The following is a 14,241-nucleotide window of genomic DNA, read 5'->3' on the forward strand; positions in this document are numbered from 1 at the left end:
GAAAGAACTCAAGAAAAATATAATTCATAAGATTTAAGGAGAGAGAAAAGAATGAAGAAAAATAAACTTGTACATATAGCTATTACGTCGGTTATGCTATTAAGCACAGTATTAACACCGCAAATGTCACACGCAATAGCGAGTATGCAGGCAGAAGAAGCAGATGAGTCGACACAAGTAGAACCCTCAGATGTAGATGCTGTAAATGAGGATGCTGTTGATGACTTAGATGATGGATCAAATGATGGTGATAGCGCAGAAGTAGTCGATGTAAATGCTGAAAATGAATCAGAAGAAGCAGAAGATGATCCCGTACCTGCGGAAGATGATGAGGTAGCGGATGAAACACCGGAGGATATCAATAATAACGATCCCCCCGTTGAGGAAGAAACTGAAGAAGAGAATGTAGAAACAGATGATGAGGACCAAGCTAAGCCTTTAGCAGAAGAAGCTAAGGATTTAGGTAGCAGTATCTTTACCAATGTAAAGATACACATGAATGGTGAAGAATTAGAAGAAGGTACTACAGAAATAGAAATAACGGATGGTTTACAATTACAATTTACTTTTGATTGGGAATTATTTGATGATGTTGATTTAAATGCAGGAGACTGGGCTCAAATCAAATTACCAGATGCATTACATGGTGTTGCAGGTCAAACGACGGGAAATCTATATGAAGATGGATTACCAGTCGGAACTTATGAAATTACAGAAGATGGTCATTTAAGAGTTGAATTTAATGACGAACTAACAGAAAAAAGTGATCGAGCTGGAGAAGTAGGCTTCCTATTAGAATTTGATGTAACAGAATTTGAAGAAGATGTTAATCAAAGTATAAAATTTGAAGACCCAATTAATAAAGAATTTATCATTAAAGCTAAACCAAGTGGAGATGTCCATGATATTAAGAAATTTGGAGAACCAAATGAAAACATTAATCCAGAATATCTGAACTGGACCATTGATGTCAATACGAAATTAGAAAATCTAACAAATGCAACAGTAGAAGATATTATTCCAGAAGGATTAAAGTTAGATTTTGATAGTATTGAAGTATATGAGCTCACAGTTGGTTATAAAGGTAAAGTTACTGAAGGTAATAAAATCGAAAATTCAGACATATCTAAAATAGATTCAGGATTTAAAGTTGATTTAGGAGAAACAGATAAAGCTTACAGAATCAAATATAGAACAGATATAACTGAATTCAAGGGCGAATTTACAAACGATGCTGTTTTAAAAGACAATGATGAAGAGAAAGATAAAGATGACTACACCATAACTGGTCTTGAAAGAGGATCGTTAATTGAAAAAGATGGATGGATAAATGACCAGAATAAAGATCAGATTATTTGGCAAATTGATGTAAATAAATCTGAATCTAGTTTGAAGAATGTAAAAGTTCTAGATGAATTACCAGAAGGATTAGATATTGAAGAGATCAGAGTTTGGAAATTAAGTAAATCAGGAAATGACTGGGAATATGATGGGGATATAAAAGGAGATTTCACGGGCTTTCCTATAGAACTTGGAAATATTGATGGCGCATATAGAATTCAAGTAATTACAAATATTGATTACAGTCATTTCAAAGAATATACAAAAGAACTCGATTTTTTAAATGAAGCGGAATTAGAAGTCGATAGTAAAGTCAAAGATCAAGATGACGCTCCAATAAAGGTAAAAAGAGAATCTTTACTAGAAAAGACTGGTAAAGATGAAACAGATTATAAAGACGATAAGATTTCTTGGGAAATTCATGTGAACAAAGCGCAACACACTATTAAAAATGCGGTTATTACAGATAGCATCGGGGCGGGACTTGAGCTAATTAAAGATTCGATTAAAGTTTTTGATGTGAAAAACAATAAAGAATTAGCATTAACTGACGATCAATTAAATCCTACTGCTGATGGGTTTACAATCAATCTTGGTGATATCAATAGTGAGTATAGAATTGAGTATGATACGAAAATCATAAAAAACCTCCCTGAAGGGCAAGAAGGTTATAAAAACAAGGTAGATTTGGATGGGGATGGTTTAGAAGGCGTAGGCGTAGAAGATACTACAAAAGAACCATCTATCAAACCAGACAAATTCAATGAATATAAGAAAGAAAATGAATATTGGAAAGTTATAGAAGATGATATAACCTATGATGGTCTAAACTACACTAATAAAACGATGAGCTGGAAGTTAACTGTAGATGCAATCAAAGAAGAGATTACAGAACTTACGATTACTGATTCTTTTGAACCAGCAAAATCTATGAAGTTCATAGCTGAATCTTTAAGAGTCCTTAAAGATGGAGAAATTGTTCCGAGTGATCAGTATGAATTAAATGATAAAGGTGTAGATGGTTTTGAACTAGAGTTTAATGGATCATTAAAAAGAGCGAAATATGAAATCTACTTCAAGACATCTTTTGATCCAAATGAAGTTTTGGCTGCTGATGGAGAATTAAATACAGGTAGACAATACAAAAATAACGTAACATATACAGGTAAAACAAAAGATGTAGAAGAAAATGAAAAAGGATTTACCGAGAATGACGATGCAAAATATAATGTAAAAGAGGAATACGTCAATGGCGGTAAAAAATCTGGTTCTTTAGACAGAGAAAATCGAATAATCAATTGGCAGATTTTCGCCAATGCAACTGGTCAAAACTTAACAGGTGGACCGTTTGTTATAACAGATACATTAACTCAAGGCGACCAGACGTTAAATGAGGACGTAAAAGTCTATGAATTTAGCTTAGATAAAGATGGTAACTTCAACAAAGGTGAAGAAATTACTGAGGGTCGTGTTGTAGTTTATAATGAAGAAAAAGATGGATTTACTTTAACGTTTGCAGATGGAGTAGATAAGCCGGCATTAGTTGAATTCAGTTCTAAAATCAACGGACTTTCTGAAGAGTGGTACAAAAATCAAGCAACAGTTACAGATAAAAACGAGCAAGAAAAAACGTATGATTCTGAGGTGAAATATGATAGACATAATCAATTCATCAATAAAGAAACAAACAGTGTTGATGGTGATATCGCCTATACAGATGATGAAATCGTTTGGGAAATTAGTATCAATGAAAGTTTATCAGATATTAAAAACGCTGTATTTAAAGATACAATCAGTGAAGGTTTAGTTTTAGTAAATGATAGTATTAAAGTTTATCAAGATGCTATCGCTGAAGGTAATGAAGTAGATTTAGACGAAGACGATATCACAATTAAACCTAATGATGTAAGTGGGACAGATTTATCAATCTCACTGGGACATATTGAAGAAAATAGATACTTTATAACTTATAAGACAGTCGTTGTTGCTACAGACGGAAAGATCAGTAATAAAGCATCTCTATTAGGTGGAGATAAAAAACTTGGAGACTCAAGCAAAAAAGAGTATGAAGCAAGACAATCATCATGGGGAACAGGTTCAGGTAAAGAAAACAGAGGACAAATTGAAATTGTTAAAGTTGACTCTGAAACTGAGGAGCCAATCTCTAGTCCAGCAACATTTGAACTTTATTACCTTCTAAATGGTGAAAAACAAATTGTAACTGGTGAAGCTCAAGAAACAGAAGATGGGAAGATTCAATATGGTAATTTACCATTTAGAACTTATTATCTGAAAGAAGTAGAAGCACCAGAGGGATATGTACTATCGAATGAAGAAATTAAAATAGAAGTAAATAAAGAGAATAAAAAAATCGAATTGCCCGTGGAAAATATCGCTGAGCTAGAAATTTCTGCAGAAAAAATCTGGGATGATGCTGATAATCAAGATGGTAAACGTCCAGGATCAATTACAGTAAATTTATTAGCTAATGGAGAAGTTAAAAAATCTATATCTCTGAGCGAGGAAAATGATTGGATAACTACATTTACTGGTTTATCACCAATTGATGAAAATGGTGATGAAATTGAATATACAGTTGAAGAAATAGCAGTTCCAGATTACGAAGTAGATATTTCAGGAACAGTTACAGATGGATTTGAGATTACGAATACACATAATCCAGCCGTAATTGATATCGAAGGAACGAAGATTTGGAACGATGCTGGAAATCAAGATGGTAAACGTCCAGATTCCATTACTGTTCACTTACTGGCAAATGGTGAAGAAGTAGCAGAAGCTAAAGTGGATGAAGAAGATGAGTGGAAGTACTCATTTACCGATTTACCAAAATTCAAGAATGGTGAAGAAATCAACTATACCGTTCAAGAAGATGGAGTAGAAGATTATTCAACTGAAATAGATGGTATGGACATTACAAACAGTTACACTCCAGAGCAAACCAGTATTAATGTAGTGAAAGCATGGGATGATGCCAAAAATCAAGATGGCATTCGTCCAGAATCAGTCACTGTAAAATTACTAGCAAACGGTGAAGAAACAGATAAAACAATTGAATTAAATGCAGATAATAACTGGCAGGCAGACTTTACTGAATTAGATGTTTATGCAGATGGTGAAACAATTGAATATACAATCGAAGAAGTAGCGGTTAAAGGTTATGAAGTAGTTCAAACCGGTACTTCAGAAGATGGTTATATTTTAACAAATATCCATGAGCCAGAATTAATTGATTTATCAGGTACGAAAGCATGGGACGATGCTAATAATCAAGATGGCAAGCGCCCAGATTCTATTACTGTTCGTTTACTAGCAAATGGTGAAGAAGTAGCAGAAGCTAAAGTGAATGAAGAAGATGAGTGGAAGTACTCATTTACCGACTTACCAAAATTCAAGAATGGTGAAGAAATCAACTATACCGTTCAAGAAGATGGAGTAGAAGATTATTCAACTGAAATAGCTGGTATGGACATTACAAACAGTTACACTCCAGAGCAAACCAGTATTAATGTAGTGAAAGCATGGGATGATGCCGAAAATCAAGATGGCATTCGTCCAGAATCAGTCACTGTAAAATTACTAGCAAACGGTGAAGAAACAGATAAAACAATTGAATTAAATGCAGATAACAACTGGCAGGCAGACTTTACTGAATTAGATGTTTATGCAGATGGTAAGGAAATTGAATATACGATTAAAGAGGTAGCTGTTACAGGTTACGAAGTAGTACAAATGGGTACTTCAGAAGATGGTTATGTTTTAACGAATAAACATACACCAGAATTAACTGAAGTTTCAGTCACTAAAGAGTGGAATGATGAAGACGACTTAGCAGGTTTCCGTCCAGATCACATTGAAGTGGAACTGTATGCAGATGGTGAAGCAACTGGAAAAGTTGTTGCCATTACTGCAGATGAAGAGGGTGCCTGGAAAGGGTCATTCATTAATCTACCTAAGTACCGCGATGAAGGAGTTCAAATTGATTACACGGTTAAGGAAGTAAGCCTAGATGAAGACTTGTATTCTGTAGAAGTAATTCCTGGCGAGGAAGAAAATGACGAAAAAGTCTATGACTTCACTTTAATCAATACGCATGAAGTCGAACGAATTGATGTTAGTGGAACTAAAACTTGGGATGATGCTGATAATCAAGACGGCAAACGTCCAGATTCAATTATAGTTCGTTTATTAGCAAATGGTGAAGAAATAGACCATGTCGAAGTAACAGAAGAAGATGAGTGGAAGTATTCATTCACTGATTTACCAAGATTCGAGAATGGTGAGGAGATTAATTATACTGTTCAAGAGGATGAAGTAGAAGGTTACTCTACTGAAATTAATGGTACAGAAATTACCAATAGTTACACTCCAGGTAAGACAAGTGTAAATGTTGTGAAATCTTGGAACGATAATAATAACATTGCGAATCGTCCAGATTCGATTACGATTAATTTATTCGCAAACGGTGAAAAAATTGATTCCGTTAAATTAAATGCTAAGAATAATTGGCAAGCAAATTTCACGGAATTAGATGAATATAAAGATGGTAAAAAAATCGTCTATACTGTTACTGAAGATAAAGTAAAAGGATTTGTAACGGAATCTATCAAAGGAAATGCTGAAGATGGTTTCGTTGTTACAAATGAACCTGTAGAGGATCCAGATACACCAACAGATCCTCACCCAGAAGATCCATCAGGTGAAGATCCAACAGATCCAGAAGATCCAAAAGATGATTCTGTCTTACCGCAAACAGGTGAAGCAGTTTCTTACACGCTATTAGCTGTAGTCTTAATCGGCTTAGGCGTTGGAATGGTCTATTACAAAAAGAAACACACAAATGAATAAGCTAGAAAATTGATATAAAGAAAAATCCCCTTCCTTGAGCTCTCCCGAAGTCAGGAAGGGGATTTCTTTGTCTTTAAAAGGATGTGGAAATTTGTGCGCAAATTTCTTCTTTCTAGGGCCTTTAAATAAAGAGTAACTAATTAATGAAATGGCTACACAAACTTATGTGATAACAAATCGAAAAAAGTAGTAGATAAATAATTTTATGAGATAATAAATCGCAAAAGTTATTAGATAAATATTTATATGTGATAACAAATCGAAAAAGTATTAGATAAAAATATTTATGAGATAACAATTTGTAAAAGGTATTAGATAAAAATATTTATGTGCTAATCATTTCAAAAAACTATCACATAAAACTAAAATTCTAAGTAACGAGGCTTTTTTAAGTCAAAATGTTTCTGGGCTTTCGTAAATGGTGAACTAGGATTAAGGTATTTTGTTCCTTTTCCTATTCCTATTCGAGTAAAATGAGTGTTTAAATATTTTCGCAGAGTCTGACTCGATAGTTCCCCATCAAAAAACTTAACTAATTCAGCGACGGTGAGCTCTTTATTATGATGGATAACGCCGTATTCGCAAATGGTTCGGATGATGGCATTTTCCCGAGGTTCGTGCATCCCGCAACTGCAAGAGATATAGGATCGGTTGGTATCTAGATTGAAATTGCCACACCGACTACAAAGAATTCCTTTTTGGGCATGCATTTTGATATCTTCTGGGATATCGTCTTGACTGAACGGATTCTCTGTTCTGTAGGCATTTAAGATTTGGAGAATCTTTTGAGAATCGATGGGTGCTCCTTGATAATTCCTTTCTTCTTGAACGATTTGCCAAATATACTTTCTGAGTTGGTTGGCCTGCACAATATCAATGTCTTCGACGGGATCATGAATGATTACTTCGTTATGCAGTCCAATAAAAATTGCTGCGCCTTGGATATTCACAGAAATAGAGGCGTTGTTTAGGATACTCTTTATGTTGATAGAAACTTTCTGGGCTTGTGCAATGGCATTGTGGCCTACTTTCTTTCCGTTTATTAGACACTGATTTTTTCGAAACTCAAATTGGCCGGTATAATTTTTGATTTCAAAGAGATATATACCGACACTAGTTAACAAAAGCAAATCACATTCGAATTTTTCGAAGTAATCGAGCCATAAATTGGGGAGGATCCGCCAATGTTCGCTACCGAATTGTTGGAGATAGGAGAGGACCTTTTGTTTGCCCTGATCGCCCGCTTCGAGCCGAATTCGTTCGTTTTCTAAATCCTCGGGGAGAGCTGTGCGCTTTTCCAATTCTCGTAAAATCTCTAATTTTGATGAGACTTGTATTTTTAAGGCTTCCATTATCATCGAGTCCTTTCATCCCACAAGTGAAAAATGCTTGGCTAAACATGTTTCAATTTGTTCCATAGAAATCTGATTATCAAAAAACAAATGCAGATCGGGTGGATAAAGACTTTTTTCGTAATTTAAAACACCATATTCACAAATGGTTCGAACAATGGCTTCTTCAAGCGGCTCGTATTTTCCGCAAGGGCAAGAAACAAACTCTTTGCCGATGGTTACATCAAAACCATTACAAGCTCGACACGCAATGCCAGGATGGATGTGTTCTTTCATTTCATCGGAGATATGGATGGTCCAGATGGGTTGTTGCTGATCAATTTCTCTGAGCCAGCGGATGTACCGAGGGTCAATTTTTTCATCGCTGTTCCTGTTCTTTTCATCTCGAATCATTTGTTTAATAAAAGCATCGAGTTGATCCGCACCCACGATCTCAATTTCTGGCACTTCGTCGTAAATACGAATTTGATTTGTAGAACTTGGAAAGATAGCGGCTCCTTTTACGTCTAGATTAATTGAACGGATCGTACTAAAAGCATTTATGAGCGTAGCTACACATTGGGCGGATTCAATCGGCAACTGATCCGGCTCTTTGCCGTTTAACAAACTGAGCTCCTTTTTAAATTCAAATAAACCGTCATAATGATTAATTTCTAATGGATAAAGATGGGTGGATGTCATCAATAGTAAATCACAGGTAAAGATATTGTAGGAATCTAAAGAGACATTTGTCATATAGACCCAATGATTTTTGCCCAAATGATTGAGGTGATTTAGGACGGTCTTTAGCCCTCTGTTTTTGGCTTCAACTCGTTTTAATTCTTTGGTAAGCTCCTCATCTAATGCATCTCGTTTATTTAATTCTCGTAAAATGTCTAAATTTGAAGCGGAAGTTTCTATTTCCATATGTCGTTCGTTATTTATTTTTCTCATTACAAATTACCCCCTATATATATAATTGTCTAAAAATTGCCAATTTCTCGAAAAAACTTTCAAAAAATAGAAAAATTTATAGGTTCGGTTATAACGAACGATTTTAAAGATAATTCATGAATAAATTCATAAAAGTATGATAATACCGAATTATACCTTGCATTCCTGAGAGGTACGCTATATAATACACCTTATTATACGAGGAGGAGTTTATAAAGTGAGCTATTTAAAAGAAAAAATATTAAAAGACGGCGTAGTATTAGATGGAAATGTATTGAAGGTTGATTCATTTTTGAATCATCAAATCGACCCTGTTGTGTTGAAAGAAATCAGTAATGAATTTATTGAGTACTTTAAAGATAAAGAAATAACGAAGGTTATGACGATCGAAGCTTCTGGAATAGCTCCAGCGATTCTTGTAGCGTCTCATTTAAATATTCCCATGTTATTTGCAAAGAAAACCGAACCTTCGACTCTTTCAAACGAAGATCAATTTTCTACAAATGTGCATAGTTATACAAAAAATAAAACAAGTCGTGTTCTTGTTTCTAAACAATACCTTACTCCAGACGATAAAGTTTTAATTATTGATGATTTCCTTGCCAATGGAGAAGCGGCACTTGGATTAATTGACCTAGTAGAACAAGCTAAAGCAGAAGTTGTGGGTGTTGGAATCTGTGTAGAAAAATCTTTCCAACCTGGACGTGCGAAGATTGAAGACAAAGGGGTAGATATCTTCTCAATTTGTCGAATTGCTTCTTTAGAAAATAATAAAATTACGTTTGTAGAAGATGAGCATTAAACAGATGACAGATTTTAAATTTAAAGAAATGTCTTCCGCAAAAAATATAGCCCTGAGTCTGCAACACCTCCTAGCCATGTATGCAGGAGCGGTGGTTGTCCCTATTATTATTGCAGGTGCTTTGAATTACACCCCTGAACAAACTGCTTATATTATTGCGGCAGATATTGTCATTTGTGCCATAGCAACGTTCCTACAAATCTATAAAGGAAAATACATTGGAATTGGCTTGCCGGTCGTTATGGCAACGACATTTACAGGGATTGGTCCAATCGTTCAAGCGGGCACCGAATACAGCCCAGCCGTGGCTTATGGTTCAGTCTTTGCGGCAGGCATTGTCATGTTGTTTCTGGCGCCTGTTTTTGCAAAATTAAATCGACTATTCCCCACGCTAGTTACCGGAATTGTCGTTTCTCTGATTGGTCTCACTCTGATTCCAGTTTCGATTAACTATTTAGCTGGTGGTGACGAAGCTGTTAATTATGGAAGTATCGAGCATCTCATTGTAGGTGGCGTAACCTTTGTCATTATTTTACTTTTGTATCGCTACACTCAAGGCTTTATTCAATCAATATCTATTTTAATTGGAATGCTTGGAGGAATGGCTGTGGCCGGACTGTTTGGCCAACTTGATTTCTCATCTGTTCAGACTGCACCATGGTTTCAAATCCCAATTCCTTTTAAGATTACATCTCTAGAATTCGAGATAGGAAGTATCGTTAGCCTCGTTATTGTAGGGATCGTAACAATTATAGAAGCCACTGGAAATTATTTAGCCCTAGGAAGTATGATGGATCAAAAAATTGAAGAATCGGATCTAAGAAAAGGTTATTTTTCTGCAGCTATCGCTTTTATACTGAGCGGTATTTTTAATACCAACCCACAAACGGCCTTCTCACAAAACCTTGGAGTTGTCCAAATGTCGGGCGTTAAAAAGCGCGAAGTTATTTTGAACTTAGTCGTTTTGATGCTAATTGCTGGCTTCATTCCGAAAATCGGCATCATCGCAACAGCGGTCCCAACCCCCGTTCTTGGAGGCGCGATGATTTTCCTCTTCGGGAATGTCTTAGCTTATGGAATGAGTGTGATTGGCTCTGTTGATTTATCTGGGAATAATAGTTTGATTGTAGGTGCAGCGATCGTTATGGGGGTAGGCGTTACGGTAAACCCTGAAGCTTTCGCACAATTACCTGCTTGGATTTCTTGGATGACCAGTAGTGGAATTGTTGCCGGAACTATTGTCGCAGTGTTACTAAATTTATTTTTTAACGGTTTAGAAAAGGAATAAATTTCTAAAAGAGGAGGGCAAAAGTGCTCTTCTCTTTTTATTTACGTAGATTTGACTTAAAATAGGACTATTAGAATAAAAAAATAATCAATAGAGGAAAATAAAATGAAAAGAATTTTAATGCGTATTATTCGCTTTTACCAAAAATATATCTCACCCCAAACACCACCCAGCTGTCGTTATCATCCAACTTGTTCGTCTTACGCGCTCGAAGCCGTCGAAAAGCATGGCGCTTTAAAAGGTGGAGTCATGGGAACTGCTCGTATTATTCGCTGTAACCCTTTTGTCGAAGGTGGAGTCGATGAAGTGCCGGATCATTTTACTATTTTTAGAAATCCTGAAAACATCAATGACGAATATATTCCAGAATTTTTGATGCCGGTAGATAAAGAAGCTCAAAAAAGAATGACTACTTTGATGGCGACTTATGAAAAGCAGCTAAAAATCTCAGAACAACTTCCTTCCTCTTTAGCCACTCTCCAAGAAATCGCCGATATAAAAAAACTAAACGCAGAAGAAATAAAAAAAGAATTTTCTGAAGAAGAACTTGACCTATTAATCGATATTGACATCTTCCCGAACCTTTCAGCCGATGACTACCAATACTTCACCCTGCCAAAAACAAAAAAGAATCAACCTTATTTAAAAGAAGTTGAAAATTTTGACCTCGATTTAGAGTTAGGCTCAAAATATCCTCTAGTAGTATTAGAAAAAACGGGAATTTGGTATACCAATATGCCCCACCTTGCTCAAACTTTTCTCGTTACACGGGGAATTACGGAAACGGATATTGAAAACAAAAGTTATCATTTATGGTTAGTCTTAAATGCGATGGAGAAACTAGAGAATAAATAAAAAAAGACCTTTAAAGTCATTTAAAAATCGTGACTTTAAAGGTTTATTGACTAATTATTATTGTCTTGCACATCAACTAGCTCAGCAAAAACGAAGTAACGGTCTCCACTATTTTTCCCGTCAACATAATAACAGTTCATAAGTGAAAGGACGGGCTTCCCTCGTTCTTCTGAAACTTCGTCATAGATCCACTCGATTTCTGAAGGATCTACAATTTTAGTATCATACACACGATATTCATACATTTTTTCATTATCGGTTAAAAAGATAGCATCATCCATAGCTACAGAAGTCAAATCAGCAAATAGAACATTTTTAGTGCTGGCATAGTGACCAGCAATGGGAAAATTCCCTTCGCCCATCGTTAAGTCAGGGCGCATGGTGCCGACACCTGCATTCAGGATTTGATTATTTACTCCATTATATACCGTTAGATTTAAATCAATACTTGGGATAAATAAACGCCCCACAATTAAGCTTTCATCAACCGCGCCGCCATCGGATAAAGCGCCAGTAGGACTAATTTCTTCGATCGCATCAAAATCAAAATCGGATTCCCTTTTTAAATTATCTTGTAAAGATTGAGCAGAAATTTCTTCGGTAGCCGCTACATTTTGATTGGAGCGATAGTCAATCCACCAAGAAGTAAGACGGGGCGAAAGGAGCAAAAGAATCCCTGCAGTTATTAAAAGGGTACTTAAAATAGATAAAAATCGCTGTTTTTTCATTTTGTTTTTGTTTCTCCCTCGGAATAATTTAGTATAATGGGTATAATGAAATCGTATAACTGAAGATTTCTTCTATTATAATACATCCTTGGAAGAAACGGAATAAAAGGAGTCTAAAAAGCATATTTAAAGGCTGTTTATTGCTAAATGCATGATAAAATAACAAAACAACGATTAAAGAGAGGAAAGCCTATAATGCGAATATTAATTGCAGATGATGATCGAGAAATTTGTGATTTATTGGAAATTTATATTAATAATGAAGGCTTTGAAGTAATCAAAGCTTATGATGGGAAAGAAGCCTACCAAAAATTTATAGAAAGCAATCCCGATTGCTTAGTGTTAGATATTATGATGCCTGAAATGGATGGTTTGGAAGTCGTCAAAAAAATTCGTGAAGAATCACAGGTCCCTATTTTAATGTTAAGTGCAAAAACCGCAGATATTGATAAAATTCGAGGCCTCGCAAAAGGGGCAGATGATTATGTCGTCAAACCTTTTAATCCTTTAGAAGTAGTTGCTCGTATCAAATCTTTGTTGCGCCGCAGTTCTTTTGGTAAAGAACCGCATGAACAAACGGGCGAAATTAAGATTGGCTCATTAATCATTAATAAAGACCAGCATGAAGTGACGACTATCGATGGAGAATCTGTTCATTTAACCGTCTTAGAGTTTGGTATTTTATATTTATTAGCCAGCAATCCTAATCGTGTTTTTAGTGCGGATGAAATCTTTGAGCGTGTGTGGCAACAAGAAAACGCGGTTCCTTCCAAAACAGTCATGGTGCATGTCAGTCATTTGCGTGATAAATTAGAGCAAGTCACCAGTGGCGAAGAAATCGTGAAAACAGTTTGGGGAGTGGGCTATAAAATTGAAGCAGACTAATCAATTTTCTACAGACCATCAAGCAAAAACTTCTCTCAAGTTAACCTCCTATGAGAAAGGGGTTTTAGTGGGAGAAGGTTTTATCACGGCAGGTATTATAGTGTTATTGTATTATGCGACCTACCAGATTTTTCGAATTTTAGTGAATGCTTTTCCAACATTTTTTGAAGATTTTTGGTTTTTTGGTGATTTATTTATTGAGATGAAAGACCAGAGTTTGTTTGAGGTGAATCCTTTTGTCTATATTTTTCTGTTGCTTCTAGCAATCATTGCTATTGTCTGGCGCTTACGCAGACGGTATCGAAATTATGAAATACGACATATTATTTCAGAACTACATTATATTGCGCAAGGAAACTTTGAGTATCGGATTCCACCCAGTAAAGATAGCGATCTTCAAGAATTTATTGATAGTATTCATGTCTTAGTGGACTCAACCATCGCGGCCATGGAAGAAGAACGACGCTTGGAGCAAATAAAAGATGAGCTGATTACTAACGTGAGCCATGACATTCGAACGCCTTTAACTTCAGTCATTGGCTATTTAGGATTGGTCGAACAAGACCGTTATCATTCAATCGAAGAAGCGCGTGGTTATGTGCACACCGCCTATAAAAAAGCACGTCAAATGAAAACATTAGTGGATGATTTATTTGAATATACCACCGTTCGTCAAACCGATACGCCTTTAAATTTAATCACATTTGATATGGTTCAATTGTTAGAACAACTGGCGATTGATTTTCAGATCGAAGCTGAGGAAAAAGGAATGGATATCGAAATTCATTCATCCAAAGAGCGGTTAATGATGGAAGGCGACTCAGAAAAGCTTGTGCGCGTATTTAATAACCTTTTAACGAATGCCTTAAAATATGGGAAAGGTGGGAAAAAAATTGCGATTGATATTGAGCAAACGAAGGAAAATCATGTTCAAATAGCAATTAAAAACGATGGAGAACCCATTCCGGATGAAGCTTTGGATCAATTATTTGAACGTTTTTATCGGGCAGAGACTTCCCGATCTCAAGAATCAGCCAGTACCGGCTTAGGCTTAGCCATTGCTAAGGGGATCGTCGAGTTGCATTCGGGAACTATTACTGCAGAAACAAACAATGAATGGACAAAGTTCATTATTGATTTACCGTTAAAAGCAAAAGTAAGTAAGGGTTAAGGTCTTTTTCACGACAAATA

The 14,241-nt window shown here is 35.8% G+C and carries 8 protein-coding genes and 1 pseudogene; 6 read left to right on the forward strand and 3 right to left on the reverse strand.

The features are described from left to right. The first annotated feature begins 51 nt into the window (after positions 1 to 51). A complete protein-coding gene (locus tag BUB96_RS04395; RefSeq protein ID WP_073297037.1) occupies positions 52 to 6,207 on the forward strand; it encodes a Cna B-type domain-containing protein in 6,156 nt (2,051 codons plus the stop codon). Positions 6,208 to 6,569: 362 nt separating this feature from the next. Here BUB96_RS04395 and BUB96_RS04400 read toward each other — a convergent pair whose 3' ends face one another. Both BUB96_RS04400 and BUB96_RS04405 read right to left on the reverse strand, forming a co-directional pair. Next, positions 6,570 to 7,565 (reverse strand): nuclease-related domain-containing protein, encoded by a 996-nt coding sequence (locus tag BUB96_RS04400; protein WP_073297041.1) that lies wholly within the window; start codon positions 7,563 to 7,565, stop codon positions 6,570 to 6,572. A 9-nt stretch (positions 7,566 to 7,574) separates the two neighbouring features. Next, positions 7,575 to 8,492, reverse strand: a complete 918-nt coding sequence (locus tag BUB96_RS04405) for a hypothetical protein (RefSeq protein ID WP_073297045.1) — start codon at positions 8,490 to 8,492, stop codon at positions 7,575 to 7,577. 217 nt (positions 8,493 to 8,709) lie between these two features. Between BUB96_RS04405 and BUB96_RS04410 the strand changes: the two genes are divergently transcribed. The 3 genes and pseudogenes from BUB96_RS04410 to yidD form a co-directional block, all read left to right on the forward strand. Further along, the gene (locus tag BUB96_RS04410; protein WP_073297048.1) at positions 8,710 to 9,294 is read left to right on the forward strand and encodes a xanthine phosphoribosyltransferase; all 585 of its coding nucleotides are present in this window, start codon (positions 8,710 to 8,712) and stop codon (positions 9,292 to 9,294) included. A 4-nt stretch (positions 9,295 to 9,298) separates the two neighbouring features. Then, entirely contained in the window at positions 9,299 to 10,582 is a 1,284-nt protein-coding gene (locus BUB96_RS04415) for a nucleobase:cation symporter-2 family protein (protein ID WP_073297051.1), read from the forward strand. 105 nt (positions 10,583 to 10,687) lie between these two features. Then, a pseudogene (gene yidD, locus BUB96_RS10540) lies at positions 10,688 to 10,924 on the forward strand (membrane protein insertion efficiency factor YidD); the annotation flags it as partial. 563 nt (positions 10,925 to 11,487) lie between these two features. On the opposite strand, the gene BUB96_RS04425 reads toward yidD, so the two are convergent. Beyond that, entirely contained in the window at positions 11,488 to 12,165 is a 678-nt protein-coding gene (locus tag BUB96_RS04425; RefSeq protein ID WP_073297057.1) for a class A sortase, read from the reverse strand. A gap of 195 nt (positions 12,166 to 12,360) precedes the next feature. Between BUB96_RS04425 and BUB96_RS04430 the strand changes: the two genes are divergently transcribed. Then, entirely contained in the window at positions 12,361 to 13,050 is a 690-nt protein-coding gene (locus BUB96_RS04430; RefSeq protein ID WP_073297060.1) for a response regulator transcription factor, read from the forward strand. Next, positions 13,037 to 14,221, forward strand: a complete 1,185-nt coding sequence (locus BUB96_RS04435; protein ID WP_073297063.1) for a sensor histidine kinase — start codon at positions 13,037 to 13,039, stop codon at positions 14,219 to 14,221. The genes BUB96_RS04430 and BUB96_RS04435 overlap by 14 nt, the downstream gene beginning before the upstream one ends. The last annotated feature ends 20 nt before the right edge of the window (positions 14,222 to 14,241 follow it).

The organism is Atopostipes suicloacalis DSM 15692 (assembly GCF_900129085.1).
GTDB classification, from domain to species: Bacteria; Bacillota; Bacilli; order Lactobacillales; family Carnobacteriaceae_A; genus Atopostipes; species Atopostipes suicloacalis.

Excerpts from the sequence above, each read along its gene's own strand:
- BUB96_RS04395 (WP_073297037.1), top strand. The coding sequence starts at position 52 with ATGAAGAAAAATAAACTTGTACATATAGCTATTACGTCGGTTATGCTA.
- BUB96_RS04400 (WP_073297041.1), bottom strand. The coding sequence starts at position 7,565 with ATGATAATGGAAGCCTTAAAAATACAAGTCTCATCAAAATTAGAGATT.
- BUB96_RS04405 (WP_073297045.1), bottom strand. The coding sequence starts at position 8,492 with ATGAGAAAAATAAATAACGAACGACATATGGAAATAGAAACTTCCGCT.
- BUB96_RS04415 (WP_073297051.1), top strand. The coding sequence starts at position 9,299 with ATGACAGATTTTAAATTTAAAGAAATGTCTTCCGCAAAAAATATAGCC.
- BUB96_RS04425 (WP_073297057.1), bottom strand. The coding sequence starts at position 12,165 with ATGAAAAAACAGCGATTTTTATCTATTTTAAGTACCCTTTTAATAACT.
- BUB96_RS04430 (WP_073297060.1), top strand. The coding sequence starts at position 12,361 with ATGCGAATATTAATTGCAGATGATGATCGAGAAATTTGTGATTTATTG.